Raw genomic sequence first — 25204 nt, 5'->3', positions numbered from 1 at the left:
GCGCGCCCGGCGGGCGGGTTCGGGGGGGGTGGCGGGGGTGGGGGGTTTTTGTTGTTTCTTTTCGGTTCTCTGTTTTGTGGGGGGGGCGGGGGGCGGCCCCCCCCCCCCCCCCGGACGGGGTGGTGGCTGGAGGATGAACTACAGGGGCGTGACGTAGGCCCCGGTGAGCCCGCCGTCGACGAGGAAGTCCGTGGCGTTCACGAACGAGGAGTCGTCGCTGGCGAGGAACGCCACCGCGGACGCCATCTCCTCGGCCTCGGCGAAGCGGCCCACGGGGATGTGCACGAGGCGGCGCGCGGCGCGCTCGGGGTCCTTGGCGAACAGTTCCTGGAGGAGCGGGGTGTTCACCGGGCCCGGGCAGAGCGCGTTGACGCGGATGCCCTCGCGGGCGAACTGGACGCCCAGCTCGCGGGACATCGCGAGGACGCCGCCCTTGGACGCGGTGTAGGAGATCTGCGAGGTCGCGGCGCCCATCCGCGCCACGAACGAGGCGGTGTTGATGATCGAGCCCTTGCCCTGGCGCCGCATGTAGGGGATGGCCGCCTTGCAGCAGAGGTAGACGGAGGTGAGGTTGACGTCCTGGACGCGCTTCCATGCCTCCAGGCCGGTGTCCAGGATGGAGTCGTCGTCGGGCGGCGAGATGCCGGCGTTGTTGAAGGCGATGTCGACGGAGCCGTAGGTGTCGAAGGCCGCCTTGAAGAGCGCCTCGACCTGCTCGGCGTCGGTGACGTCGACCTTCACGAAGGTCCCGCCGACCTCTTCGGCGGCCTTCTTGCCCGCGCTCTCGTCGATGTCGCCGCAGACGACGTTGGCGCCCTCCGAGGCGAGGCGGCGCGCGGTGGCGAGGCCGATGCCGCTGCCGGCGCCGGTGATGACGGCGGTGCGGCCGACGAGGCGGCGGCAGATGTTCTCTGACATAGGGGTTCAGGCCTCCGTACTGATGAAGACGTTCTTGGTTTCCGTGAAGGCGTGCAGGGCGTCCGGGCCGAGCTCACGCCCAAGGCCGGACTGCTTGTAGCCCCCGAAGGGGGTCCAGTAGCGCACGCTGGAGTGCGAGTTGACGGACAGGTTCCCGGCCTTGACGGCCTGGGAGACCCGTAGGGCGCGGCCCACGTCCCGGGTCCAGATCGAGCCGGACAGGCCGTAGTCGGTGGCGTTGGCGAGCCGGACCGCGTCGGCCTCGTCCTCGAAGGGGATCACGACGGCGACGGGGCCGAAGACCTCCTCCGCGGCCACCGGGGCGTCCGGGTCGACGTCGGTGAGCAGCGTCGGCGGGAACCAGAAGCCGGGGCCCTCGGGGGCCGTGCCGTGGATGCCGTCGCCGGGGGTGACGTAGGAGCGGACGCGGTCCAGCTGGGCCCTGGAGATCAGTGGGCCCATCTGGGTCTTCTCGTCGGCCGGGTCGCCCACGACGATGGACTCGACCGCGGGCGCCACGATCTCCAGGAAGCGGTCGTACACCGAGCGCTGTACGAGGACGCGGGTGCGGGCGCAGCAGTCCTGGCCGGAGTTGTCCAGGTACGACATGGGGGTGGCGAGGGCCGCCGCCTCCACGTCGGCGTCGGCGAAGACGATGTTCGGGCTCTTGCCGCCGAGTTCGAGGGTCAGCCGCTTCACCCGGTCGGCGCAGGTCGCCATGGTCTGCTTGCCGACGCGGGTGGAGCCGGTGAATACGATCTTGGCGACACCGGGGTGCTCGACGAGCGCGTTGCCCGCGACGGCGCCCTCGCCGGGCAGGACCTGGAAGAGCCCTTCGGGCAGACCCGCCTCCAGGGCGAGTTCGGCGAGGCGCAGCGCGGTGAGCGGCGTCGTCTCGGCCGGCTTGAGGATCACCGCGTTGCCCGCCGCGAGAGCGGGCGCCGTGCCCCATGCGGCGATCGGCATCGGGAAGTTCCACGGGGCGATGACGCCCACGACCCCGAGGGGCTCCAGGAGGGTGATGTTCAGGCCGCCGGGTACGGGGATCTGCCGGCCGCTCAGCCGCTCGGCTCCCCCGGCCGAGAAGTCGAGCAGGTCGCGGACGTTGCCCGCCTCCCAGCGGGCGTTGCCGATGACGTGGCCGGCCTCGCGCACCTCCAGGCGGGCCAGCTCTTCGAGGTGGTCGTCGACCTGGGCGGCGAAGCGGCGCAGCAGCCGGGCCCGGTCGGCGGGGGCGGCCGCGGCCCACTGTTCCTGCACCCGCGCGGCACGGGTGACGGCGGCGTCGATGTCCTGCGGGGTGGCGGCGGGGACGGTCGCGACGATTTCTTCCGTCGCCGGGTTCAGTACGTCGAGTTCCTGGACCTCAAGCAAGGCTGCCTCACATGCGTTCGAAGGAGCGTCGCAGCTCCCAGTCGGTCACCGCGGAGTCGAAGGCGTCCAGTTCGACCCGCGCCATATTGCGGTAGTGCGCGACCACCTCGTCGCCGAAGGCGGCCTTGGCGATGGGGCTGTTCTCCCACAGCTCGGCGGCCTCGCGCAGGGTGGTGGGGACGTGGGCGTACTCGCCGGTGTAGGCGTTGCCGGTGCACTCGTCCGGCAGTTCGAGCTTGTGCTCTATGCCGTACAGGCCCGCCGCGACCAGCCCGGCGACCGCGAGGTGCGGGTTCACGTCACCGCCGGGCAGCCGGTTCTCGAAGCGCAGGGAGCGGCCGTGGCCGACGACGCGCAGCGCGCAGGTGCGGTTGTCGTAGCCCCAGGCGGCGGCGGTCGGCGCGAAGGAGCCGGGCACGAACCGCTTGTAGGAGTTGATGTGGGGCGCGTAGAGGAGGGAGAAGTCGCGCAGCGCGGCGAGCTGGCCGGCGAGGAAGTGCCGCATGACGGGCGACATGCCGCCGGGGTCGTCCGGGGAACCGGCCATGACGTTGTCGCCGTCGGCGTCCTGGAGCGAGAGGTGGATGTGGCAGGAGTTGCCCTCGCGCTCGTTGAACTTGGCCATGAAGGTGAGCGAGACGCCCTCCTGGGCCGCGATCTCCTTGGCGCCCGTCTTGTAGATGGCGTGCTGGTCGCAGGTGACGAGGGCCTCGTCGTAGCGGAACACGATCTCGTGCTGGCCCGGGTTGCACTCGCCCTTGGCCGACTCGACGACGAGCCCGGCGGCCGCCATGTCGTTGCGGATGCGGCGCAGGAGCGGCTCTATGCGGCCGGTGCCGAGGACCGAGTAGTCGATGTTGTACTGGTTGGCCGGGGTGAGGTCCTTGTACCCGGCGTCCCACGCCTGCTCGTAGGTGTCCTTGAAGACGATGAATTCGAGCTCGGTGCCGACGTGGGCGGTGTAGCCGAGCTCGGCGAGGCGCTCCAGCTGGCGGCGCAGGATCTGCCGGGGGGCGGCGACCACGGGCGAACCGTCGCTCCAGGCGAGGTCCGCGATCAGCATCGCGGTGCCCTCGTTCCAGGGCACGCGGCGCAGGGTGGCGAGGTCGGCGTGCATGGCGAAGTCGCCGTAGCCGCGGTCCCAGGAGGACATCGCGTATCCGTCGACGGTGTTCATCTCCGGGTCGACGGCGAGGAGGTAGTTGCAGCCCTCCGTGCCGTGTTCGAGGACCTCGTCGAGGAAGAAGCGGGCGGCGAACCGCTTGCCCTGGAGCCGCCCTTGCATATCGGGGAAGGCCAGGACGACAGTGTCGATCTCGCCGCTCGCGACGAGGGCCTTCAGCTCCTCGACGGCGAGCGGGGGTGTGCGGTCTGCCACGGGAAAAGCCTCCTTGGGTCAGCCGGGAGCCATAAGGTATTGCGGAGAACCTTTGCTTGGGAAGGGGGTACGGGCATGTCGCACACGGAAGAGAGCGGATCGCCCGCGGCGCAGGACGACGACCGGCTGACTCCGGTGCTGCGCCCGGTGCGGGCCGGCAACGGTTTCGAGGAGGCCCTGGAGCAGATCCTCCAGGTCGTCCGCCTCGGCCTGGTGCCGGGCGGCGACCGCCTGCCGTCTGAGCGGGAGTTGGCCGACCGGCTCGGCATCAGCCGGGTCACGCTGCGGGAGGTCCTGAAGGTGCTCCAGGACCAGGGCCTGGTCGAGTCGCGGCGCGGGCGGTACGGCGGCACCTTCGTACGGCCGCGCCCCGAGGCGCCGGGCGAGGACGAGCTGCGCCGCCGGGTCGCGGACGTGGACGTGGAGGACGCGCTGCGCTTCCGCGAGGTCCTGGAGGTCGGCGCGGCCGGGCTCTGCGCGGCGCACGGGCTCACCGACGAGCAGGCGGACCGGCTGCGCACGGCGCTCGCGCAGACCCATGACGCGCCCCTGTCGGAGTACCGCCGCCTGGACACGCTGCTGCACCTCACGCTCGCCGAGCTGTGCGGCTCGCCGACGCTCACCGCGCAGTACGCGGCGGTGCGCGCGACCGTCAACGATCTCCTCGACTGCATTCCGCTGCTGGTGCGGAACCTGGAGCATTCGCAGCGCCAGCACACCGCGCTCGTCGAGGCGGTGCTCGACGGGGACGCGGACGGGGCGCGGGAGATGATGCGGGAGCACTGCGCGGGGACCGCCGCCCTGCTGCGGGGGTTCCTGACGTGAGGCGTGATTAACCGCGGTGTAACGCACGGGTCTTGATTTCTCGCCCCCGGCGCGGCAAAGGTATGGATCCGTTCCATTGAGTCGCCCAGCCGCCGAGCCAGAGCGTCGCCGCCGCATAGGAGCCGTGCCATGACCGTGGAGTCCACCGAACCCAGCCCCGCCGAACCGGCGGCCGACTGTACGGACGAGTATCTGGAGCGCCGGACGCTCCGCCGGGGCAACGCCGGCTGGGTGCTGCTCACCGGCCTCGGCGTCGCCTATGTCGTCTCCGGCGACTTCTCCGGCTGGAACTCGGGCCTCGCCGAAGGCGGCTTCGGCGGCCTCGGCATCGCGATGGCGCTGATGGGCGTGATGTACGCGTGCATGGTCTTCTCGCTGGCCGAACTGTCGTCCGTGCTGCCGACGGCGGGCGGCGGCTACGGCTTCGCGCGCCGGGCGCTCGGACCCTGGGGCGGCTTCCTGACCGGCACGGCGATCCTCATCGAATACATCCTGGCGCCCGCCGCGATCTCCATCTTCATCGGTGACTACGTCGAGTCGCTCGGCCTCTTCGGCCTGACCTCGGGCTGGCCCGTCCACCTCGCCTGCTTCGTCATCTTCATCGGCATCCATTTGTGGGGCGTCGGCGAGGCGCTGCGCTTCAGCTTCGTCGTGACCGGCATCGCGGTGGTGGCGCTGCTGGTCTTCGCGGTCGGCGCGTTCATGGAGTTCGACGCGTCGAAGCTGAACGACATCCCCGTCGACACGGACGCGTTCGGCTCCAACTCATGGCTGCCTCTGGGCCTGTTGGGCATCTGGGCGGCGTTCCCCTTCGGCATGTGGTTCTTCCTGGGCGTGGAGGGCGTGCCGCTGGCGGCCGAGGAGACGAAGGACCCGGCGCGTACGCTGCCGCGCGCCATCCGCTGGTCGCTCTGCGTCCTGGTCGTGCTGGCGCTGCTTACCTTCTTCGCCTCGGCGGGCGCGCGCGGCTCGGCGGCGATCCAGTCGTCCGGCAATCCCCTGGTCGAGGCGTTGCAGCCGGACGGCAGGGCGACGGGCCTGAGCCGCGTCATCAACTACGCCGGGCTCGCCGGCCTCGTCGCGTCCTTCTTCTCCCTCATCTACGCGGGCTCGCGCCAGCTCTTCGCGCTCTCGCGCGCCGGGTACCTCCCCCGCTTCCTCTCGCTCACCAGCAGCCGCAAGGCCCCCTACCTGGGGCTGCTCGTCCCCGGCGCGATCGGCTTCGGGCTCGCCGCGGCGACCGGGGACGGCGCGCGCATGCTGAACGTCGCGGTGTTCGGCGCCACCATCTCGTACGCGCTGATGTCGCTCTCGCACATCGTGCTGCGCCGCCGCGAGCCCGGCCTTGAGCGCCCCTACCGCACGCCCGGCGGCACCCTGACCTCGTCGGTCGCGCTGGTCCTCGCCTGCGCGGCGCTGGTGGCGACCTTCCTGGTGGACGTGACGGCGGCGCTCATCGCGCTCGCGGTGTACGTGGTCGCGATCGCCTACTTCGGGATGTACAGCCGCAAGCACCTCGTGGCACGTGCGCCGGAGGAGGAGTTCGCGGCGCTCGCGGCGGCCGAGGCGGAGTTGGAACGCGACCGATGAGCACACTGAGGGGAGAAAAGTGAGGGAGAACGCAGTGAGCGGCAGGCCGCTGATCGGGGTCAGCACCTATCTGGAGTCCAAGGTGGCGTGGGGCGTGTGGGAGCTGCCCGCGGCCCTGCTGCCCGCCGGGTATCCGCGCCTGGTGCAGCGGGCGGGCGGCATCGCCGCGATGCTTCCGCCGGATGATCCTTCGTACGCGCGTTCCGTCGTCGCCCGTCTTGACGGCGTGGTCATCGCGGGCGGCCCGGATGTCGAGCCCGCGCGGTACGGCGCGGAGCGCGAGGAGCGCACGGGGCCGCCCGCCCGGGAGCGGGACACCTGGGAACTCGCCCTGATCGAGGCCGCGTTGGCGACCGGGACGCCGCTGCTCGGCATCTGCCGGGGCATGCAGCTCCTGAACGTGGCGCTCGGCGGGACGCTGGTCCAGCACATGGAGGGGCACGCGGAGCGGGTGGGCGTCTTCGGCACGCACGCGGTGAAGCCGGTGCCGGGCACGCTCTACGCGTCGATCGCGCCGGACGCGTCCACGGACGTGCCGACCTACCACCACCAGGCCGTGGACCGCCTGGGCAAGGACCTCGCACCTTCGGCCCACGCGGCGGACGGAACCATCGAGGCCATCGAACTCCCCTCCCCTGCCTGGGTGTTGGGCGTCCAGTGGCACCCGGAGATGGGCGAGGACACGCGGGTCATGACAGCTCTGGTCCGAGCCGCTTCCTGAGCCGCTCCGGGTCGGGACGGGCAGCCCGGTCTCCAGCTCGTCCATCTCGCCATCTGCCGCCGCCGGACGGCGCACACCACGAAGTCAACGGTTCGTTGTGAACACTTTGTTCGCACGCGGAGTCGGCTCGGCGAGGGCGCGCGCAAGTTGCGCCGTCGGGAACGGTGTCCGCTTGCTCTCCGTCAGCAGACGGCGGTGGAATTCGTCCAGGATGAGCGCGGGCCCGGCATGCCGGTCGATGATCGCGGCCGTTTCGGCCGGCACGTCATCGGCTCTCCGGCCTTCGACCCACTCACTCAGGATCGCCCGGTGTTCCCTCTCGCCGCACTGGCCTTTCAGCAGGTGACGGTGGAGCAGATGTCTCCCGGTGCAGCAGCGGTCGTACGCGAGATGGTCCGCGAGGAATGCGGTCTCGTCCGCGGAAAGCTCGAAGTCGGTGCTCAGGGCAAGCCCGAAGTCCGCGAAATAGAGCAGGTCGCCGTCGGTCAGGATGTTGGCGAAGTGCGCGTCGAAGTGGACGAGTCCGCGAGAGCTCATGAAATCCGCCCCACGGCCCAGAAGGTCGTCCGCCCATGAGTAGGACGAGGCTTCTACGTCCGTCTTCGAAGCAGGAGCGTCGCGACGCCCGCCCAACCACTCGGCGAGTGTCCCCGGCAGATGTTCCAGGAAGAGGACCAAGCTGTACGAGGACCGGCCGATGGCCTCCAGCCGCCTGCGCACGGCCACACTCCCCTCCCAGTACGAGACCGCCCCGTCGACGCCCCCGAACTCGTCGACGAAGCCCTCCGGAGGGGAATCGGGCAGGACTCGCCAGTGGTACATCAGCGGAAATCCCGCGTACTCGTCGCGGAGGACCCAGTCGGTGGTCATGACGTGCACGGCAAGCTCACGCCAGGCCCCGAAACCGGCGGACCCGACACCGTATTGGTAGAACATCGGCAGCCCGAAGAGGTTCGCCGTGGAGCGTGCGTTCTCCGGCCGCGATTCGATGTCCGTCAGAGGGACCCGCTTGACAAAGACCCGTGTCCCGTCGACGTCCAGTTCGGCGGATCTGCCGCCGATGCCGGACCCGAGCGGATGGGCGGCCGCCGCGACGTCCCCGAGCCGACGGTCGCTCATCGAGGACAGGCGGCTGGAGACGGCCGCGCATGCGGCCAGACGTCTGATGTGCCGGGCAGTGTGGTGCATCGTATGCTCCTCAGTGCTGGAGGTCAGGCAGCCGAGCCGTCGCCTTGGCGGCGGAGTGGGAGCATCCACTCAAGCGCCCCGCACCCCCACCCCACCCCGCGTAAGCGCCAGCAGATCCCTCCCCGGCCCCGCCGGCCTGTGCCCCGTCGGCCAGACGGCACGGAGTTCTCGGTGCAGGCGGACGTCCTTCAGGGGGATTTCCACCAGGCGGCGGGCCGCGAGTTCCTCGCCCACCGCCAGTTCGCTGAGGACGGAGGGGCCCGCGCCGCTGACCGCCGCGGCCTTGACCGCCGTAGTGGAGGACAGTTCGATCAGCGGGCGGGCCAGGCCGCCGAGGGCCGCGTCGAGGACCTGGCGGGTGCCCGAACCCTCTTCGCGCAGGATCAGCGGCGTCGCCGCGAGCTCCTCGGCGGCCAGCGGTCTGCCGCGGCGCGCCCAGGGGTGCCCGGGGGCCGTCACGACGATCAGGCGGTCGTGCGCGATGACCACGTCGTCGAGGTCGGCCGGCACGGTGAGCCCCTCGACGAAGCCGAGGTCCGCCTCACCGGCGAGCAGCCGGGACGCCACAGCCGCGGAGTTGCCCGCGAGGAGCGAGACCGCCGTGTCGGGCCGCTGGGTCCGCAGGGCGATCAGCCAGCCCGGCAGCAGATACTCGGCGATCGTCATGCTCGCCGCGACCCGCAGCCGCGAGTCCCGCCGGTCGCGCAGCGCCTGCGCCCCCGCGTCGAAGGCCTCCGCCGCCTCCACGATCCGCCCCGCCCAGTCGGTGACGAGCGCCCCCGCGTCCGTGAGGCGGGAGCCGCGCGGCGACCGGTCGACGAGCGCCACGCCGAGCTGCCGCTCCATGGCGCGGACCCTGCTGCTCGCCGCGGGCTGCGTGATGCCGAGCTCCCGCGCGGCCCGACCGAGGCTGCCGAGCCGGGCCACGGCGAGCAGCAGCTGGAGCGCTCCGAGGTCGGGGACACGGTGCGCGAGCGACACCGGCACCTCCGCCGGTGCGGGCGAGGGAGTGGATGGAGAGGGCTGGCTCATAAAGCCAGCTTATGTGTTCATAGAAGGTTACTCCCTGGTGGTGGTCCCGCGCCCGTACGATGGTCGTCCCATGGTCACCGCTGCCCACCCGGCCCACTCGGCTCCCTCAGCCCCCTCCGCCCGCCCCGCCCCCGCACGCCCCGCGGGCCCCCGCCCCCGCCTTCCCGCGGTCCGTCATCTCGGGCCGAACTGGTACGCCACCGTCATGGGCACCGCCATCATCGCCAACGCGGGCGCCACCCTCCCCTACTCGTTCGCGGGGTTCGAGACCGCCTGCGCCGTCGTGTGGGCGCTGTCCCTGGTGATGCTCGCCGTACTGCTCACCGCCCGCGCCGCACACTGGGTCCACCACCACGACCAGGCCCGCGCCCATCTTCTCGACCCGAGCGTGGCGCCGTTCTACGGGTGTCTTTCGATGGCCCTGCTGTCGGTCGGCGGCGCCACACTGGCCGTCGGCAGGGACTGGATCGGCACCGGCCCCGCCGTCGCTGTCGACGCCGTGCTGTTCACCGTCGGCGCGGTCATCGGACTCGCCACGGCCGTCACCATCCCGTACCTGATGGTCGTCCGGCACCGCATCGCCGCCGACCAGGCGTCGCCCGTGTGGCTGCTGTCCGTGGTGCCCCCGATGGTGGCGTCCTCCGCCGGTCCTTCACTGATACCGCATCTGCCCGCGGGCCAGCCGCAGCAGACCCTGCTGTACGCGTGCTTCGCGATGTTCGGCCTGAGCCTGTGCGCCACCCTGATGATGCTGCCGATGATCTTCGCCCGCCTTGTGAGATCGGGCCCGCTGCCGCTGGCGCTCACCCCCACCCTCTTCCTGGTGCTCGGTCCCCTTGGGCAGTCGACGACCGCCACCAACAAGTTCGCGGACTTCGCGCCCGGCATCCTCCCCGCCCCGCTCGACCAGGGCTTCTACGCCTTCGCCGTGCTCTACGGCGTGCCCGTGATGGGCTTCGCCCTGCTGTGGCTGTCGCTCGCGGTGGCCATGGTGCTCCGGGCCCGGCGCGGCGGTATGGCGTTCACCATGACCTGGTGGGCCTTCACGTTTCCGCTCGGCACCTGTGTGACCGGGGCGGAGGGGCTCGGCAAGCACACCGGGCTCGCGGTGTTCGACTGGATCGCGGTGGGCCTGTTCGCCTCCCTCGTGACCGCCTGCGCCGTGGCGCTGGGGCACACCCTGCGCGGCGTCGTCACCGGCAGGCTGCTCGCAGCGCCGCGCTGAGCACGGCCGGGGCCTCCACCAGCGAAGGGCCGTACCAGGTGAGGTGGCGGCCGCTGACCAGCGCGACCGGCGTACGCGTCGCGAACGCCTCGGGGCCGTCGTCGCGCGTGAAGCGGTACGGCTCGTCGGGCAGGACCACCAGGTCGAGATCGGCCGAGCGCAGTTCCTCGACGGGGACGCGCGGATAGCGCTCGGCGTGCCCGGCGTACGCGTTGTCCACGCCCATGCGCGCCAGAAGGTCCCCCGCGAACGTGTCGCGGCCCAGGACCATCCACGGCCGGCGCCAGATGGGGATCGCCGCCCGCAGCCGGACCGACGGGCAGGGCGGATCCCACCACGCGGCCTCCGCCTCCTCCAGCCAGCGCGGCCGCCCGGCCCCGCACGCCGCGAGGACCCGCCGCAGCTCCCGGAACGCCTGCTCCAGCGTCCGCACCTCGGTCAGCAGGACCTCGACGCCCGCCGCGCGCAGCGCCGCCAGGTCGGGGGCGCGGTTCTCCTCCTCGTTGGCGATCACCAGGTCGGGCGCGAGGGACAGGACGCGGGGCACGTCGGGGTTCTTGGTGCCGCCCACCCGGGTGACGTCGAGGCCCGCCGGGTGGCTGCACCAGTCCGTGGCCCCGACCAGCACGCCCGGCACGCTCACGGCGACCGCCTCGGTCAGCGAGGGCACCAGTGAGACGACCCGCAGCGGGCCACGCGCGAGCGGCATGTCAGCGCCCCCCGTCGTCGACCGCCTCGATGTGGTCGCTCACGGCGACCACCAGGACCCGCGTGTCCGCCGCCGTGGCCCGCCAGCGGTGGCGCACCCCGCCGGTGAGGAACACGCTGTCGCCGCGCCCGAGGCGGTAGGCGCGGCCCTCCGCCTCCATCTCGACGCCGCCGTCGATCACGTACATCAACTCGTCGTTGCGGTGCTGGAATTCGCGGCCCTCGTCGTGGTCCCCGACGAATTCCAGGACCTGGAGCTGGTGGTGGCCGCGGGCCAGCTGACGCACGCGCGCGTCGGGCGTCGAGGTGTCCAGGTCCGTGTCGTCGCCGACCCGCACCACCTCGACAGTGCCGGCCGGGTCGGCGGCGGCGAGCAGCTCCACGTCGGTGGTGCACAGGGCGTCCGCGACGCGCTGGAGGGAGCGCCGGCTCGGCCGGGCGCGTTCGTTCTCGACCTGGCTGAGGAAGGGCACGGACAGGCCGCTGCGCTCGGCGACGACGGCGAGGGTGAGCTCCAGCTGCCGGCGGCGGCGCCGCACGGCCGAGCCCACCCGGAGGGTCTCCTTGCGCTCGTCCATCGCCTCGGCTCCCTTCAGCGCGTCGGTCCACTCTCAACCCTGAGGGGTTCTCTGCACCCTACGCATGTTCGCCAAATGGTTCTGCCCCGTTGCTACAGCCTGTGCCAGTACAGCAGCTGCCCGGACTCCCCGGGAGCGGAATTCTCACGTGGGATGAACAGACTGACGAGCAGGGCGGGCCGGCCCCGCGGATCGGTCAGCAGGGTCGCGGAGGGGTTGGCGAAGGCGTGGCTGCCGCCGTGGGTACGGACGTCGAGGCTGTCGGCGCGGCCGCTCACGGGGTCGTAGGCGTAGGTGCCCCAGCTGCCGAAGTCCGCGCGGCGCCCCTGTCCCTCGACGAGGACCACGTGCTGCCCGCCGAGTTCGACGGGCGCCCGGTCGCCGATGTTGCCGCCGGTGCCCCAGGCGTGCACGGCGCGGTCGAGGCGCCGGTCGGGCTCGGCGTGCCAGTGCCGGAAGCCGGTGAGCGTGGCACGCAGCTGGCGGTCGGTGTCGCAGCCCGCGCGGTAGTGCCCGGTGAGGTGGATCGTGGCACCGCGCACGGCGGTGATGGCGGGTGTGCCCTCGGCGCAGCGGGAGAGGGTGAGCGGCGCGTCGAAGGACCGGTCGGCGCGGCCGTCGAGCAGCGCGGCCAGGTCCTCGTACGCGCGGACCGCGATGTGGTTGCGCGGGTCCTTCTCGTACGCGAGGACATAGCCGCCGCGGCCGTCGTGCGCGAGCGAGGCCTGGTGGGTGCCGGGCCCGAAGTCGTGGCGGCGCTGCCAGTGGCGCAGATCGGTGGAGGTGGCGACGGCCGCGTGGAAGCGGCCGTCGGCGAGAAGCGTGTGGTAGACGGCGAGGTAGGTGCCGTCCTGGGCCTGTTCGATCTGCGCGGCGTCCATGGTGCGGCCGGTGTGGTCGCGAGCGTCGTAGCGGTGGCCGTCGGCGGCCGTCACGTCCTCGGCGAGGGCGGCGAGGCGGGCGGTGCCCGCGGAGGCGGGGGCGGTGTCCGCGCGGGCCAGCTGCGCGAGGAGCAGGGCGGCGGCCAGGGCGAGGAGGGCGGCGACGGTGAGGAGCGCCGTCCTGGGCTGCCGTGCGGTCACGGGTGGGGGCTCACGTTCAGAAAGAAAGTCAGAGAGGTGGGGCCCAGTCGAGGTTAGGCACCGGGGCGGCCCTCCGGAACGCCGAGAGGGGTGGGCTTCGCCACAGGGCGCGCGAGGCGCACAAGGCGAGGCCCACCCCTCGGGGAAGGTTCCGGCTTACTTCACGGCCGTCATCTTCTCCTCGAAGCCCGGGTTCTTCTTCAGCCAGGCGTCGACGGCCTCGGGCTCGTTGCCCTTGCCCGCCTTGTTGATCTCGTTCTCCAGACTGGCCAGCTGCTTCTCGCTCATCTTGAAGTTCTTGAGCCACTTCGTGAGCTGCGGGTACTGGCTGGGGAAGTCCTTGCTGGAGAGCGTGCGGATCGTGTCGCCCTTGCCGAAGCCGCCCTTGGGGTCCTTCAGCTTGGTCAGGTCGTACTCGTTGTACGCCCAGTGCGGCGACCAGAGCAGCACCGCGATGGGCTCCTTCTTGGCGTACGCGGCCTTCAGCTCGGTGAGCATCGCCGGGGTGGAGCCCGCGGCGATCTCGTACTCGTCCTCCAGGCCGTAGCCGGGCAGGACCTTGTCCTTGAGCGCCTGCATCACGCCGGTGCCCGGCTCGATGCCGACGATCTTGCCCTTGAACCTGTCGCCCTTGCCCTTGAGGTCCGCGAGCGACTTCACGTCCTTGACGTAGGACGGGACGGCGACCTCCAGGGACGTCGGGCTGTACCAGGAGCCCAGGTCCTTCAGGTTCGCCTTGTTCTTGTCCCAGTACGTCTTCTGGGCCGTGGGCAGCCACGCGTCGAGGTTGAGGTCGAGGTCGCCCTGCGCGAGGCCGGTGTAGACCGGGCCGACGTCGGCGGGCGTCAGCTCCATCTTGTAGCCGCGCTTCTCCAGGACGCGCTTCCACAGGTTGGTGACGGCGATGTTCTCGTCCCACGCGAAGTACGCGGCCTTCAGCGGACGCTTGTTCTCGTCGCCGCCGGAGTTCTTCGGCAGGGGCGCCATCTTGTCGAGCACACCGGGGTTCTTCTTCAGCCAGGTGCGCACGGCGTCCTGCTGCTTGCCCTTGCCGGCCTTGTTGATCTCCGCCTCAAGATCGGTGAGCTGCTTCTCGCTCATCTTGAAGCTCTTGAGCCACTTGCCGACCTCGGGGTTCTCCTTCGAGAAGCCCTTGCGTGTCAGCGTGTGCACGCCGTCGCCCTTGCCCCAGGCACCCTTCGGGTCCTTGAGCTTCTTCAGGTCGAATTCGCTGTACGCCCAGTGCGGCGACCACAGCGTGGTGACGATCGGCTCCTTCTTGGCGTACGCGGCCTTCAGCTCGGAGAGCATCGCGGGCGTCGAGCCGTCGACGACCTTGTACTCCTTGTCGAGGCCGTACGCACCGAGGACCTTGTCCTTGAGCAGCCCCATCATTCCGGCGCTCGACTCGATGCCGGTGATCCCGCCCTTGAACGTGTCGCCCTTGCCCTTGAGGTCCGCCAGGGAGTCGACGTCCTTCATGTAGGCGGGGACGCTCAGCTCCAGCGAGGTCGGGCCGAACCAGGCGCCCATGTCCTCCAGGTCCTTGCCGTACTTCTTCCAGTACGAGGCGTGGGTCGTCGGCAGCCAGGAGTCGGTCTGGAAGTCGATGTCGCCCTGCGCCAGGGAGGTGTACAGCGGGCCGGCCTCCAGCTGGCTGGTGGTCACCTTGAAGCCGCGCTGCTCAAGGACCTCCTTCCAGAGGAAGGTGGAGGCGACGCCCTCGTCCCAGGGGATGTAGCCGATCTTGACTTCCTTGCCCTGGCCGACGTTCTTGGAGTCGGCCACGGGCTCGGACTTGGTGCCGCCGAAGATGCCCATGCCGCCCGCGACGAGCGCGAGGACGACGACGCCGACCATCGCGACGACGGGCCGGGGGCGGTAGTTCCAGATGTTCAGGCCCTGCGCGGCCCGCAGCTTGGCGAGCGCGCGGCGGCCGAGCGGGGAGACCTGGCCGCCCAGACCGCTGGTGACGCGGTCCAGGTAGATGGCGAGGATCACGATGGAGACGCCCGCCTCCGCGCCCAGACCCACGTCGAGCTGGCCGATGGCCGCGTTGACGTCGGCGCCGAGACCCGGGGTGCCGACCATACCGGTCAGGGCCGCCATGGACAGGCCCAGCATGATGACCTGGTTGACACCGGCCATGATCGTCGGCAGTGCGAGCGGCAGCTGGACGCGGAAGAGGGTGTTGCGGGGCGTGGTGCCGAACGCGTCGGCGGCCTCGACCAGCTCCTTGTCGACCTGGCGGATGCCGAGTTCCGTCATGCGCACACCGGGGGCGAGCGCGAAGACGATCGTGGCGACGATGCCCGCGGGGGCGCCCATCCGGAAGAAGAGCAGCGCCGGGATGAGGTAGATCATCGCGGGCAGCGTCTGCATGAAGTCCAGGACGGGCCGGACGATGCCGCTGACCGTCTTGGAGCGGGCCGCCCAGATACCGAAGGGCACGGCGATGACCAGCGCCACGAAGGTCGAGACGAGCACCAGGGACAGCGTCATCATCGCGTTGTCCCACAGCTCCAGGGACACGATGAACGCGAATCCGCCGAAGGCGAGCACACCGCCGAGCAGACCGCGCAGCCAGAACGCGATGACGGCGAGGATGCCCGCCATCAGCAGCGGCTCGGGCGCGGAGAGGACGTCGTAGACGCCGTCCCACATCTCCTGGAAGACCGTCTTGATGAAGTCGAACAGCCAGTCCATATGGGTTCTGAGCCATTCGACCGAGTCATTGACCCAGTCGCCGAAGGGAATCCTAGGCACCGCTGCTCACCTTGCTCACGTTCTTGTCGCCGTCGTCCTGCGCGGGGACGGCCACCGCTTCCTGCGGCTCCGCGCCCTTCGGCTCCGCGTCCTTCTCGGAGTCCATCGGCTCGCCGAGCACGGCGAGCAGCCGGGCCCGCGGTACGACGCCGATCAGCTCACCGTCGCCGTCGGTCACGGCGACCGGCACACCACTGGTGGAGCAGGGAGTGAACAGCTCGATGATGGGGACGTCCGCCAGGACGGTCGCGGGCGCGGCGGCCAGCACGTCATCGGCGGTCACCAGCTCCTTGCCGTCGTCCGTCTCCGTGCCGAAGGCGGTCTCCGGGTCGGCCATGATGGCGCCCGCGGTGAGCACCCGGGCCCGGTCGACGTCCTGCGTGAACGACGCCACATAGTCGTTGGCCGGGGTGACCAGGATGTCCTCGGCGGTGCCGATCTGGACGATGCGGCCGTCGCGCATGACGGCGATCCGGTCGCCCAGGCGCATGGCCTCGTTCAGGTCGTGGGTGATGAAGACGATGGTCTTCTTCAGCCGCTTCTGGAGTTCGAGGAGCTGGTCCTGCATATCGCGCCGGATCAGCGGGTCGAGCGCGCTGAACGACTCGTCCATGAGGAGCAGATCGGCGTCGGTGGCGAGCGCGCGGGCCAGGCCCACGCGCTGCTGCATGCCGCCGGACAGCTCGTCGGGCCAGGACTTCTCCCAGCCCTTCAGGCCGGCGAGCTCCAGCGCCTCGGTGGCGCGCTTCTCGCGCTCGGCGCGCGGAACGCCCTGCACCTCAAGGCCGTAACCGGCGTTCTCCATGACGCTGCGGTGCGGGAAGAGCGCGAAGTGCTGGAAGACCATGCTGATCTTCTTGGAGCGCACCTCCCGCATCTCGCGCGCGCTCAGCTCGGTGAGGTCCTGACCGTCGAAGCGGACGTGACCGGCCGTCGGCTCCGACAGCCCGTTGAGCATGCGCAGCAACGTGGACTTGCCGGATCCGGAGAGACCCATGACGACGAAGATCTGGCCCGGTTCGACCTCGAAGGAGGCGTCGATCACGGCGGCGGTGGTGCCGTCGGAGCGCAGCTCCTCCCGGTCGGCTCCGTGGCGGAGTCGCTCCACCGCGTCAGCGGGTCGTCTGCCGAACACTTTGTACAAGTGCTCGGCCTGCAGCCTGGACACATACACCTCTCGGGTTGAACCAAGACGGCCCGCCTCCCCCGCCGGCGGGCCGTGGAGCGAAGTGGCCTCTGCCCACTTGACCCATCGAAATGTTGAATCCTCGACGGGGCTCGCTCCGGCTGCGCGCCTGCCCCCACTTGTACGAACCAAACCCAGGAGTGTCCCAGCTCACATTCGTCGCGGGCCGTACGGCGTCGCTGTCAGTGCCGTGCGGCATGATGCGCACCGTGACTCAGCGAACACGACGGCTCATGCTTCTCGACACGGCCTCCCTCTACTTCCGGGCCTACTTCGGAGTCCCGGATTCCGTGAAGGCCCCGGACGGCACCCCGGTCAACGCCGTGCGCGGCCTGCTCGACTTCATCGCCCGCCTCGTCCAGGACCACCGCCCGGACGAGCTCGTCGCGTGCATGGACGCGGACTGGCGCCCGCACTGGCGGGTGGAGCTCATCCCCTCCTACAAGGCGCACCGCGTGGCCGAGGAGGCCGCGCAGGGCCCGGACGCCGAGGAGATCCCCGACACCCTCTCCCCTCAGGTGCCGGTGATCGAAGAGGTCCTGGACGCGCTCGGCATCGCGCGCGTGGGAGTGGCGGCGTACGAGGCCGACGACGTGATCGGCACCTACGCGACCCGCGCCACGGGCCCGGTGGACATCGTCACCGGCGACCGCGACCTCTACCAGCTGGTCGACGACGCGCGCGGCATCCGCGTCCTCTATCCCCTGAAGGGCGTCGGCAGCCTCCAGATCACCGACGAGGCCTGGCTGCGCGAGAAGTACGGCGTGGACGGCCAGGGCTACATCGACCTGGCCCTGCTGCGCGGCGACCCGAGCGACGGCCTGCCCGGGGTGCCCGGCATCGGCGAGAAGACGGCGGCCAAGCTCCTGGACGCCTTCGGCGATCTGGCCGGGATCATGGCCGCGGTCGACGACCCGAGGTCGAAGCTCACGCCGTCGCAGCGCAAGCGGCTCGACGAGGCCAGGGCGTACGTGGCGGTCGCGCCGAAGGTCGTCCGGGTCGCCGCAGACGTGCCGCTGCCCGAGGCCGACGTGGCGCTGCCCCGGGAGCCGCGCGACCCGGTGGCGCTCGACGAGCTGGCCGAGCGGTGGAACCTGGGCGGCTCGCTGCAGCGGCTGCTCGCCACTCTCCAGCCCTGAAGTGTTAGCTTAGGTAAGCCTAAGTTGAAACTCAGTATCAGGGGAGGCCGTCGCCGATGGCAGAACGTCCGGCACGCAAAGCGCCGAAGGCCCACGTCGCGCAGGTCGTGCGCACGGAGCGGCTGACCCCGCACATGCAGCGCGTGGTGCTCGGCGGCGAGGGGCTCGCCGAGTTCACGGCGGGCGAGTGCACCGACCACTACGTGAAGCTGCTCTTCGACGCCGAGGGCGTCACCTATCCGGAACCCTTCGACATGCAGCGCATCCGCGAGGAGTTCCCGCGCGAGCAGTGGCCGGTCACCCGGACCTACACCGTGCGCTGGTGGGACCCCGAGGCCCGCGAACTGGCCCTCGACTTCGTGATCCACGGCGACGAGGGCCTCGCCGGCCCCTGGGCGCGCGACGCCCGGCCGGGCGCCACGGTCCGTTTCCTCGGGCCGGGCGGGGGCTACGCCCCGGACGCGGCCGCCGACTGGCATCTGCTGGCCGGCGACGAGAGCGCCCTGCCCGCGATCGCCGCCGCGGCCGAGGCGCTCCCCGCGGGCACCGTCGCCCGGGTCTTCGTGGAGGTCGAGGGCCCCGAGGAGGAGCAGAAGATCGCCACGGACGCGGAGGTCGTCTGGCTCCACCGCGCCGGCCGCCCGGTGGGCCGGCCCCTGGTCGAGGCCGTGCGCTCCCTGGAGTTCCCCGCGGGCGACATGCAGGCCTTCGTACACGGCGAGGCGGGCTTCGTGAAGGAGCTGCGCCGCTACCTGCGCGTCGAGCGCGAGGTACCGCGCGAGCGCCTGTCCATCTCGGGCTACTGGCGCCTCGGCCACAACGAGGACGGCTGGCAGGCGTCGAAGCGGGAGTGGAACGCGCAGGTGGAGGCGGAGCAGGAGAGCGTGTAGCGCTGCGCTCGGGGTGCGGCCACCGCTACCGGGCGGCCGCCGCTACGGGGCGGCCGCCTCCGCCGGGGTCGGCCCCGACGCCTCGTCCGCTATTCGCGCGTGCAGGTGCATGTCGTGCCAGCCGTCCGCGTGCAGCAGCGCGCTGCGCTTGGTGCCCTCCACGGCGAAGCCGGTCTTCAGGGCGACGCGGCAGGACGCCTCGTTGGCCGTCGCGTGTGTCAGTTCCAGGCGGTGCAGGCCCACTTCGTCGAAGGCCCACCGCGTGAGGCATTCGACGGCGCGCGGGGCGACGCCGCGGCCGCGCGCCGACGGCATGGTCCAGTAGGCGACTTCGGCGTGGCCGTCGACCAGCTCGATCAGCCGCAGAGCGATCCGTCCGACCACCTCGTCCGTGCGGGCGTCGGCGATCGCCCAGTACGCGTCACGTTCGTCGGCCCATGCCTTGCGCCAGCCCTCGATCCACCCGAGGGCCTCACTCTCGGAGTCGGCCACACGGGCATGCCAGCGCTGCATCACGGGGTCCTGGAACGCCTCGTACACGGCGGCGGCATCGGTGGCCGCCCAGGGCCGCAGAACCAGGTCACCGGAGACGGCCAACGTCGGCTGTTCCTGCCGGGCGAGGGCCCCGGTCACGACCACATCAGAGATCTTGAAAGGCATGGCCACATCGTGCCGGAGGCGGAACGCTCGGCGGCACCGGTTTTCCCGGGGCCCAGCGGCTGCGGCCGCACCGCTCCCGTACCCTGACCCCCTGATGAGACGCAAGCCCCGCATCCCGCCCGCCCCACTGCCGCAGCGCGACGGCGTCGATCCCGTCCGGGTCAAGTTGCCGCCGGGCGGCGCGTTGCCGACCGTCCGCGATCATCTGGTGGAGCGGCTCGCCGCCGGGGACGGTGTCATCGACGCGATGCTGCGTGATGGCGCGATCGTCGGTGCGGACGGGGCGCCCGTGGCGCCGGACACGCCCTACGCGCCGGGGACCTTCGTGTGGTTTCACCGGGAGCTGCCGCCCGAGGTCACCGTACCGTTCGCCCTCGATGTCGTATACCGGGACGAGCACGTCGTCGTCGTGGACAAGCCGCACTTCCTCGCCACCATGCCGCGCGGCAGCCACGTCACCCAGACCGCCCTCGCCCGGCTGCGCAAGGAGCTGGGCGTCCCGACGCTGGGCGCCGCGCACCGCCTGGACCGGCTGACCGCGGGGCTGCTCCTGTTCACCGTGCGGCCCGAGGAACGCGGCGCGTACCAGACGCTGTTCCGCGATCGCCTCGTACGCAAGGAGTACGAGGCGATCGCGCCGTACGATGCGGCCCTGCCGCTCCCTCGCACCGTACGCAGCCACATCGAGAAGGAGCGCGGGGTCATCGCGGCGTACGAGGTCGAGGGCGCCGAGCCGAACAGCGAGAGCCACGTCGAGCTCATCGAGCACCGCGGCGGCCTCGGCCGCTACCGCCTGACCCCGCACACCGGCCGCACCCATCAACTGCGCGTCCACATGAACACGCTGGGGCTGCCGATCCTCGGCGACCCGGTCTACCCGGTGGTGACCGATCCCGTGCCACCGGACGACTTCCGCCGCCCCCTGCAACTCCTCGCGCGCCGCCTTGAGTTCACGGACCCGGTCACGGGCGCCCGGCACCGCTTCGTCAGCGGGCGGACGCTGGGCGCGTGGTCGGCGTACGACGACTGGAATCAGTAACCGCGCCACCAGGTGACGAACCGCCGCCAGGCCCCCTGGGCCGGGACGGGCACCGGCGCGGGAACGGGCGTGGGCACCGGCGCTGTCGCCTGCGGAACGGCCCGCGGCCGCGGTGCCTGCTGCCGGCGCGGCGGCGTGGAGACCTCCCACTCCCCGCGCGGCCTGGGCGCCTGCGCCGACGGCCGGGCCATGACGTCCTGCGGCGGCCTCGGCGCGAACCGCACCGGCAGCTCCACCAGGTGCCGCGACAGGATCGACGAGGTCCACCGCAGGTCCCGCTCGGGGATGTCCAGTTCGACGTCCGGCAGCCGCAGCAGGAGCGCGTCGACGCCGGTGTCGGCGATGGCGCGGCCGATGTCCTGCCCGGGGCACTCGTGGGGCCCGCCGCTGAACGCGAGGTGCGCGCGGTTGCCCCGCATATGGGCGGCGAGGTCGGGACGTACGACGGGGTCGACGTTGCCCGGCGCGATGCCGAGAATCAGACCGTCGCCCGCGCGGATCCGCCGGCCGCCCAGCTCGGTGTCCTGCTTGGCGAAGTAGCCGATCATGGCGGTGAACGGCGGCTCGTCCCACAGGGACTGCTCGACCGCCTCGGGCACCGTCATCTGGCCGCCGCTGAGCTGGGCGCGGAAGCGGGGATCGGTGAGGACCATCCGCAGGACGTTCGCGATGAGGTTGGCGGTGGCCTCGTACGCGGCGATGAGCACCAGTCGCAGATGCGCGGCGACCTCGTCGTCGGTGAGCCGCGCCGGGTGCGCGATGAGGCTGCTGGTGAAGTCCTCGTCGGGCTGGGCGCGGCGCCGCAGCACGAGGGCCATCAGCACTTCCATGACGTACGCGTTGCTGGCGATGGCGGTCTCGGTGCCCTTGATCATGTCGCGGGCCGACTGCACCATCCGCTCGTTGTACTCCTCGGGCATGCCGAGGACGTGGCACATCACCATCATCGGCAGATGCTCGGCGAAGTGGCTGACCAGTTCGGCCTCGCCGTCCTCGCAGAAGTCGTTGATCAGCTGGTTCGTATAGCGGTTGATGAAGCGGCGGACGCCGCGGTGGTCGATGCCGGACATGGCGCCGGTGACCGCGCCGCGCAGCCGCTGGTGCTCGTCGCCCTCGACGAAGCTGCACATGGGCTGCCAGCTGAAGACGGGCGCCAGCGGGTGGTTCGGCCCGGCGCTGCCGTCCTGTACGGCACGCCAGATGCGTGAGTCCCGGGTGTACTGCGAGGGCGTGCGGACCATGTGGAGGTTCTCGCTGTGCCCGAGCACCATCCAGATCGGCACGTCGTTGTGGATCAATACCGGCGCCACCGGGCCGTGTTCGGCGCGCAGCTTCTCGTACAGGCCGGACAGGTCGGCGTCCGCCTCGGGGCCGTAGAGACGGCGCAGTCCGCCGGGGCCGAGGCCGTGGGCGGGGCAGCCGGGGGGCGGCACGGCGGGCTGGTCGGTGCCGGGCCAGGAGGGGGAGGGAGTCGTCACGGTCGTCTCTCCGGGTTCGCGGAAGGGTTCCGGGGTTGGTTCCGGGGTTGGTTCCGGGGTTGCAGAAGTCGGTGGCGGGTCAGGCGGGGACCACGGTCAGGGAGTGGAGATAGCGCATGAGGGTCATCAGGACGTCCCGGCTGGACTCCCTGAGGCGGGCGTCGCAGGCCATGATCGGCACTCCGGGCTCCAGGTCGAGGGCCTTGCGCAGGGCCTCGGTGGGATGGTGGGGCGCGTCCGGGAAGTCGTTGACGGCGATGACGAACGGCACGCCGCGCTCCTCCAGGCGCCCGATCACGTCGAAGCTGACTTCGAGGCGGCGGGTGTCGATGAGCACGACCGCGCCGAGCGCGCCTTCGAAGAGCCCGTTCCACAGAAACCAGAAGCGCTCCTGGCCGGGGGTGCCGAACAGGTACAGGACCAGTTCGTCGGAGACGCTGATGCGGCCGAAGTCCATGGCCACGGTGGTGGCCGTCTTGGACTCCGAGCCGTAGTTGTCGTCGACGCCGATGCCCGCCTCGGTCATGGTCTCCTCGGTCGTCAGCGGACGGATCTCGCTGACCGAACCGACCATCGTCGTCTTGCCGACCCCGAAACCGCCGACGATGACGACCTTCACGGCGGCCGCGGCCGTGTGCGGCAGGACGTCCTCGCTGCGGGGGCCGGTGATCGTGTCAGAGTTTTTGAAGTCCATGCATCACCGCTTCGAGAAGGGATCGGTCGGGGATCGCGGAGCGGACGATGGGGGCGCGCGCGTGCACGAGCTCGGCCGCCAGCAACTCCGTCAGGACGACGGTCACCACACTGAACGGCAGCGCCAGATAGGCCGAGAGCTCGGCGACGGAGATCGGTGTCCCGCACAGCCGCAGCACCGCGGAGTGCTCCGGCTGTGCCGTGGGGGACGCCTCGCCCCGCGCCACGATCAGCGTGACGAGGTCGAGGGGCGCCCGCTCCGAGTCCTCGCCCGTCAGGACGTACAGCCGCTCGGGGTTGGTGGGTCTGCGGCGCTCGCGCTGGGGAGCGGCGTCCGGGTCGGGGGCGTCCCCGTTCGAAGGGCCTTGCGGAGGAGTCATACGGCCTGCCCGTCACGCCGTGGGGGGCTCGTCAGATGTGCCCCGATGCGTACGACGAGGTCGCGCATCCGGGTGGCGACGAGGCCCGCGTCGACGGTCTCGTCGGCGAGCACCGCGAGATAGGCGCCGGCGCCGGCGGCCATCAGATAGAAGTAGCCGCCGTTGATCTCGATGATGACCATCTTCATGCCGCCGTCGCTGTGCGGGATCTCCGTGGCCACGGCGGCGGCCAGGCTCTGCAGTCCCGCGCAGGCCGCGGCGATGCGGTCGGCGGCGTCCGGGTCGCCGCCGTAGCGCGCGATGCGCAGGCCGTCGGCGGAGAGCACCACGATCTGCCGGGTGTACGGCACCCCGTCGGCGAGCTCTTTCAGCATCCAGTCGAAATTGGCGCGCTGCTGGATCACTTCCAGCCCCCCTCGTCGGCGTTGCCGTGGTTGTTCTGGGTGGTTCCCTGTGGGGCCGACGGGTCGGGCTCGGCCGGCGTCTCGCCCTTGACACCCTTCATGAACGCCTCGACCCACAGGCCCGGTTCGGTGCCTTCCTTCTTGGGCGCCGGAGGGGGCGGTGCGGTCGCGGCGGCGTGGGCCTCGGCGATCCGCTGGGCCTCGATCTCCCGGGCGTACCGCTCCTTGAGCGACATCGTGACGCGGCTGCGGCGCTGCGGCAGACCGTTCTCCGTCCACTCGGTGACCTCGGGGACGTCGTCCTCCATGGCCCCGGAGCGCTGGGAGCGCAGCGGCGGGCCCGCGGTGACGACGCGGGGCTTCTTGCGGCGGATGTTGCGGACGGGCTCCTCGATGAGCCGGCCGCCGCTGTCCACGCGGGGCACGGCGGAGGCGCCGATGCCGTGGGCGAGGCCGGGGGCGGGGTCGGTGGTCATCATGTCGCGCGGCACGATGAGCACCGCGCGGACGCCTCCGTAGGCGGACTGCCGCAGGGAGATCTGCATGCTGTACAGCTGCGCGAGCCGGCCGACGACCGCCATGCCGAGCCGCGGGGTGTCACCGAGGTCGTTGAGGTCGACGCCGGCCTGGGCCCGCGCCAGCATGCGCTCGGCGCGGGCGCGGGCCTCCTCGCTGAGGCTGACGCCGCCGTCCTCGATCTCGATGGCGATGCCGGTCTGCACCTCGACGGCGGTGACGTGCACCTTGGTGTGCGGGGGCGAGTACCGGGTGGCGTTGTCGAGGAGTTCGGCGCAGGCGTGGATGAGCGGTTCGACGGACGTGCCCTTGATCGCGACCTTGGCGATCGAGTGCAGCTCCACGCGCGGGTAGTCGAGGATGCGGGACATCGCGCCGCGCAACACGCTGTACAGCGGTACGGGCTCGGGCCACTGACGGCCCGGGCGGCCGCCGCCGAGCACCGCGATGGAGTCGGCGAGACGGCCGATCAGCGCGGTGCCGTGGTCGATGCGCAGCAGGTCGTCGAAGACCTCGGGGTTGCGGCCGTGGAACTCTTCCATCTCGCGCAGTTCCGCGGCCTGTTGGTGGACGATCGACTGGACGCGCCGGGCGACGTTCACGAAGGCGCGCTGCGAGGACTCGCGCATCGCTTCCTCGTCGTCCAGGACCTCAAGGACATAGCGGAGCAGCGTGCGCTGGGAGCCGGACAGCTCGCGGTACCGCTCCTCCTTGTCGACGACGTTGCGGATCACTTGGTCGGGCGGTTCGCCCTGCCGCAGCCGGTAGAGCGCGTCGGGCAGGATGTCCCGCCCCAGGCAGACCGTCTCGTCGTCATGGGCCGCGATGCGCCCTTCGAGGTACGCGAGCCGCTGCGCGTACTGTGCGCGCTGCCCCCGGATGGTGCGGCCGCGCCGCACGGCTTCTGTGCCGACCAGGAGGACCAGGAGGGTCGCGACGGCGCCGCACCAGCCGACGGCGGGCCGGGACGGCTCCGGCACCGCGGCGACGGCCGCTCCGGTCGCCGCGGCCATCAGCATGGCGGGCAGCAACAGGGCGCGCGTGTAAGGGACTTCTCGGCCACCGGGAGGCGATTGAACACTCACCATGTATGCCCTCTGAACACTCGTCTTGGGGAAGGGGGGTGTAGGGGAATTACGGGAGGAGCGGGGGCGCGAAAGCGAACAATCGAGAGATTTGGGAACAAGCATGCGAAACTGTCGCAACCCGTTTCAACTCGCCGCGCTCCGGGCGAGCTTAGTCCGCCGGAAACATCGCCACTTCATATTCGGCAACCCCCTGCAGGGCCCTTGCCGACGGGCATACACTCGCCCCATTTACACGCCAGGCGATCATTCGAACACGTTCTGTAACGGCCTCGAACAGGCGGCTGGCGCAGACAGAGGGGCCCCTCCCGCGTCTGGACGAAGAACTTGCGGGACTGCGAGGCCGTGT

23 protein-coding genes are annotated in these 25204 nt (G+C 71.1%); 7 read left to right on the top strand and 16 right to left on the bottom strand.

Features of this window, described 5'->3' with window-relative positions:
- Positions 1-138: 138 nt before the first annotated feature.
- Genes ACWDVB_RS37735 through ACWDVB_RS37725 form a run of 3 tightly spaced genes read right to left on the bottom strand, consistent with a single transcriptional unit; the run spans position 139 to position 3670 of the window.
- Positions 139-918, bottom strand: coding sequence for a 3-oxoacyl-ACP reductase (locus ACWDVB_RS37735; RefSeq protein WP_451519405.1), 780 nt, complete (start codon positions 916-918; stop codon positions 139-141).
- 6 nt (positions 919-924) lie between these two features.
- The gene (locus ACWDVB_RS37730; RefSeq protein WP_451519404.1) at positions 925-2292 is read right to left on the bottom strand and encodes an aldehyde dehydrogenase family protein; all 1368 of its coding nucleotides are present in this window, start codon (positions 2290-2292) and stop codon (positions 925-927) included.
- 7 nt (positions 2293-2299) lie between these two features.
- Complete coding sequence (locus tag ACWDVB_RS37725; RefSeq protein WP_451519403.1) at positions 2300-3670, bottom strand: glutamine synthetase family protein; 1371 nt, start codon at positions 3668-3670, stop codon at positions 2300-2302.
- 75 nt (positions 3671-3745) lie between these two features.
- Between ACWDVB_RS37725 and ACWDVB_RS37720 the strand changes: the two genes are divergently transcribed.
- The 3 genes from ACWDVB_RS37720 to ACWDVB_RS37710 all read left to right on the top strand — a co-directional run bounded on the left by ACWDVB_RS37720 (position 3746) and on the right by ACWDVB_RS37710 (position 6806).
- The gene (locus tag ACWDVB_RS37720; protein ID WP_451519402.1) at positions 3746-4495 is read left to right on the top strand and encodes a FadR/GntR family transcriptional regulator; all 750 of its coding nucleotides are present in this window, start codon (positions 3746-3748) and stop codon (positions 4493-4495) included.
- Between the two features lie 129 nt (positions 4496-4624).
- Complete coding sequence (eat, locus tag ACWDVB_RS37715) at positions 4625-6085, top strand: ethanolamine permease (RefSeq protein ID WP_451519401.1); 1461 nt, start codon at positions 4625-4627, stop codon at positions 6083-6085.
- 34 nt (positions 6086-6119) lie between these two features.
- Complete coding sequence (locus tag ACWDVB_RS37710; RefSeq protein ID WP_451519409.1) at positions 6120-6806, top strand: gamma-glutamyl-gamma-aminobutyrate hydrolase family protein; 687 nt, start codon at positions 6120-6122, stop codon at positions 6804-6806.
- Positions 6807-6890: 84 nt separating this feature from the next.
- On the opposite strand, the gene ACWDVB_RS37705 is transcribed toward ACWDVB_RS37710, so the two are convergent.
- Together ACWDVB_RS37705 and ACWDVB_RS37700 are read right to left on the bottom strand one after the other, a co-directional pair.
- On the bottom strand, positions 6891-7994 hold the full coding sequence (locus tag ACWDVB_RS37705; RefSeq protein ID WP_451519400.1) for a protein kinase family protein: 1104 nt from the start codon (positions 7992-7994) through the stop codon (positions 6891-6893).
- Positions 7995-8063: 69 nt separating this feature from the next.
- Entirely contained in the window at positions 8064-9026 is a 963-nt protein-coding gene (locus ACWDVB_RS37700; RefSeq protein ID WP_451519399.1) for a LysR family transcriptional regulator, read from the bottom strand.
- Positions 9027-9096: 70 nt separating this feature from the next.
- On the opposite strand from ACWDVB_RS37700, the gene ACWDVB_RS37695 reads away from it, so the two are divergent.
- A complete protein-coding gene (locus tag ACWDVB_RS37695; RefSeq protein ID WP_451519398.1) occupies positions 9097-10251 on the top strand; it encodes a TDT family transporter in 1155 nt (384 codons plus the stop codon).
- Here the strand turns inward: ACWDVB_RS37695 and ACWDVB_RS37690 are convergent.
- The 5 genes from ACWDVB_RS37690 to ACWDVB_RS37670 all read right to left on the bottom strand — a co-directional run bounded on the left by ACWDVB_RS37690 (position 10220) and on the right by ACWDVB_RS37670 (position 16553).
- Positions 10220-10960: a helical backbone metal receptor gene (locus tag ACWDVB_RS37690; RefSeq protein WP_451519397.1), complete on the bottom strand. Its 741-nt coding sequence runs from the start codon at positions 10958-10960 to the stop codon at positions 10220-10222. The two genes, ACWDVB_RS37695 and ACWDVB_RS37690, sit on opposite strands and share 32 nt — an antisense overlap.
- Before the next feature lies 1 nt (position 10961).
- Complete coding sequence (locus tag ACWDVB_RS37685; protein ID WP_451519396.1) at positions 10962-11537, bottom strand: helix-turn-helix domain-containing protein; 576 nt, start codon at positions 11535-11537, stop codon at positions 10962-10964.
- A gap of 92 nt (positions 11538-11629) precedes the next feature.
- On the bottom strand, positions 11630-12619 hold the full coding sequence (locus ACWDVB_RS37680; protein WP_451519395.1) for a hypothetical protein: 990 nt from the start codon (positions 12617-12619) through the stop codon (positions 11630-11632).
- A gap of 156 nt (positions 12620-12775) precedes the next feature.
- A complete protein-coding gene (locus ACWDVB_RS37675) occupies positions 12776-15385 on the bottom strand; it encodes an ABC transporter permease/substrate binding protein (protein ID WP_451519394.1) in 2610 nt (869 codons plus the stop codon).
- The gene (locus ACWDVB_RS37670) at positions 15378-16553 is read right to left on the bottom strand and encodes a quaternary amine ABC transporter ATP-binding protein (RefSeq protein ID WP_451519393.1); all 1176 of its coding nucleotides are present in this window, start codon (positions 16551-16553) and stop codon (positions 15378-15380) included. The genes ACWDVB_RS37675 and ACWDVB_RS37670 overlap by 8 nt, the downstream gene beginning before the upstream one ends.
- A 218-nt stretch (positions 16554-16771) precedes the next feature.
- Between ACWDVB_RS37670 and ACWDVB_RS37665 the strand changes: the two genes are divergently transcribed.
- The gene (locus ACWDVB_RS37665; protein ID WP_451519392.1) at positions 16772-17710 is read left to right on the top strand and encodes a 5'-3' exonuclease; all 939 of its coding nucleotides are present in this window, start codon (positions 16772-16774) and stop codon (positions 17708-17710) included.
- 56 nt (positions 17711-17766) lie between these two features.
- Positions 17767-18600, top strand: a complete 834-nt coding sequence (locus ACWDVB_RS37660) for a siderophore-interacting protein (protein WP_451519391.1) — start codon at positions 17767-17769, stop codon at positions 18598-18600.
- Positions 18601-18642: 42 nt separating this feature from the next.
- On the opposite strand, the gene ACWDVB_RS37655 is transcribed toward ACWDVB_RS37660, so the two are convergent.
- Positions 18643-19260 carry a GNAT family N-acetyltransferase gene (locus tag ACWDVB_RS37655; protein ID WP_451519390.1) on the bottom strand — a complete coding sequence of 206 codons (618 nt, stop codon included), beginning with the start codon at positions 19258-19260 and terminating at the stop codon, positions 18643-18645.
- Between the two features lie 94 nt (positions 19261-19354).
- Here ACWDVB_RS37655 and ACWDVB_RS37650 point away from each other — a divergent pair, with 94 nt between their 5' ends.
- On the top strand, positions 19355-20299 hold the full coding sequence (locus ACWDVB_RS37650; protein WP_451519389.1) for an RluA family pseudouridine synthase: 945 nt from the start codon (positions 19355-19357) through the stop codon (positions 20297-20299).
- Here ACWDVB_RS37650 and ACWDVB_RS37645 read toward each other — a convergent pair.
- The 5 genes from ACWDVB_RS37645 to ACWDVB_RS37625 all read right to left on the bottom strand — a co-directional run bounded on the left by ACWDVB_RS37645 (position 20293) and on the right by ACWDVB_RS37625 (position 24858).
- The gene (locus ACWDVB_RS37645; RefSeq protein ID WP_451519388.1) at positions 20293-21777 is read right to left on the bottom strand and encodes a cytochrome P450; all 1485 of its coding nucleotides are present in this window, start codon (positions 21775-21777) and stop codon (positions 20293-20295) included. The two genes, ACWDVB_RS37650 and ACWDVB_RS37645, sit on opposite strands and share 7 nt — an antisense overlap.
- Before the next feature lie 79 nt (positions 21778-21856).
- Positions 21857-22471: a GTP-binding protein gene (locus tag ACWDVB_RS37640; RefSeq protein ID WP_451519387.1), complete on the bottom strand. Its 615-nt coding sequence runs from the start codon at positions 22469-22471 to the stop codon at positions 21857-21859.
- Positions 22452-22850, bottom strand: a complete 399-nt coding sequence (locus ACWDVB_RS37635; protein WP_451519386.1) for a DUF742 domain-containing protein — start codon at positions 22848-22850, stop codon at positions 22452-22454. The genes ACWDVB_RS37640 and ACWDVB_RS37635 overlap by 20 nt, the downstream gene beginning before the upstream one ends.
- A complete protein-coding gene (locus tag ACWDVB_RS37630; protein ID WP_451519385.1) occupies positions 22847-23254 on the bottom strand; it encodes a roadblock/LC7 domain-containing protein in 408 nt (135 codons plus the stop codon). Before ACWDVB_RS37630 ends, ACWDVB_RS37635 begins: the two co-directional genes overlap by 4 nt.
- Entirely contained in the window at positions 23251-24858 is a 1608-nt protein-coding gene (locus ACWDVB_RS37625; protein ID WP_451519384.1) for a sensor histidine kinase, read from the bottom strand. The genes ACWDVB_RS37630 and ACWDVB_RS37625 overlap by 4 nt, the downstream gene beginning before the upstream one ends.
- Between the last annotated feature and the right edge of the window lie 346 nt (positions 24859-25204).

This window comes from Streptomyces sp. NPDC003379 (assembly GCF_053589195.1).
The sequence above is the reverse complement of the archived record's forward strand: the minus strand, read 5'-3'. Positions and strand labels throughout refer to the sequence as shown.

What these genes read in the sequence shown, in the direction of transcription:
- ACWDVB_RS37735 (WP_451519405.1), bottom strand. Translation starts at nt 918, where the DNA reads ATGTCAGAGAACATCTGCCGCCGCCTCGTCGGCCGCACCGCCGTCATC.
- ACWDVB_RS37720 (WP_451519402.1), top strand. Translation starts at nt 3,746, where the DNA reads ATGTCGCACACGGAAGAGAGCGGATCGCCCGCGGCGCAGGACGACGAC.
- eat (WP_451519401.1), top strand. Translation starts at nt 4,625, where the DNA reads ATGACCGTGGAGTCCACCGAACCCAGCCCCGCCGAACCGGCGGCCGAC.
- ACWDVB_RS37705 (WP_451519400.1), bottom strand. Translation starts at nt 7,994, where the DNA reads ATGCACCACACTGCCCGGCACATCAGACGTCTGGCCGCATGCGCGGCC.
- ACWDVB_RS37700 (WP_451519399.1), bottom strand. Translation starts at nt 9,026, where the DNA reads ATGAGCCAGCCCTCTCCATCCACTCCCTCGCCCGCACCGGCGGAGGTG.
- ACWDVB_RS37695 (WP_451519398.1), top strand. Translation starts at nt 9,097, where the DNA reads ATGGTCACCGCTGCCCACCCGGCCCACTCGGCTCCCTCAGCCCCCTCC.
- ACWDVB_RS37690 (WP_451519397.1), bottom strand. Translation starts at nt 10,960, where the DNA reads ATGCCGCTCGCGCGTGGCCCGCTGCGGGTCGTCTCACTGGTGCCCTCG.
- ACWDVB_RS37685 (WP_451519396.1), bottom strand. Translation starts at nt 11,537, where the DNA reads ATGGACGAGCGCAAGGAGACCCTCCGGGTGGGCTCGGCCGTGCGGCGC.
- ACWDVB_RS37665 (WP_451519392.1), top strand. Translation starts at nt 16,772, where the DNA reads ATGCGCACCGTGACTCAGCGAACACGACGGCTCATGCTTCTCGACACG.
- ACWDVB_RS37660 (WP_451519391.1), top strand. Translation starts at nt 17,767, where the DNA reads ATGGCAGAACGTCCGGCACGCAAAGCGCCGAAGGCCCACGTCGCGCAG.
- ACWDVB_RS37655 (WP_451519390.1), bottom strand. Translation starts at nt 19,260, where the DNA reads ATGCCTTTCAAGATCTCTGATGTGGTCGTGACCGGGGCCCTCGCCCGG.
- ACWDVB_RS37650 (WP_451519389.1), top strand. Translation starts at nt 19,355, where the DNA reads ATGAGACGCAAGCCCCGCATCCCGCCCGCCCCACTGCCGCAGCGCGAC.
- ACWDVB_RS37640 (WP_451519387.1), bottom strand. Translation starts at nt 22,471, where the DNA reads ATGGACTTCAAAAACTCTGACACGATCACCGGCCCCCGCAGCGAGGAC.
- ACWDVB_RS37635 (WP_451519386.1), bottom strand. Translation starts at nt 22,850, where the DNA reads ATGACTCCTCCGCAAGGCCCTTCGAACGGGGACGCCCCCGACCCGGAC.
- ACWDVB_RS37625 (WP_451519384.1), bottom strand. Translation starts at nt 24,858, where the DNA reads ATGGTGAGTGTTCAATCGCCTCCCGGTGGCCGAGAAGTCCCTTACACG.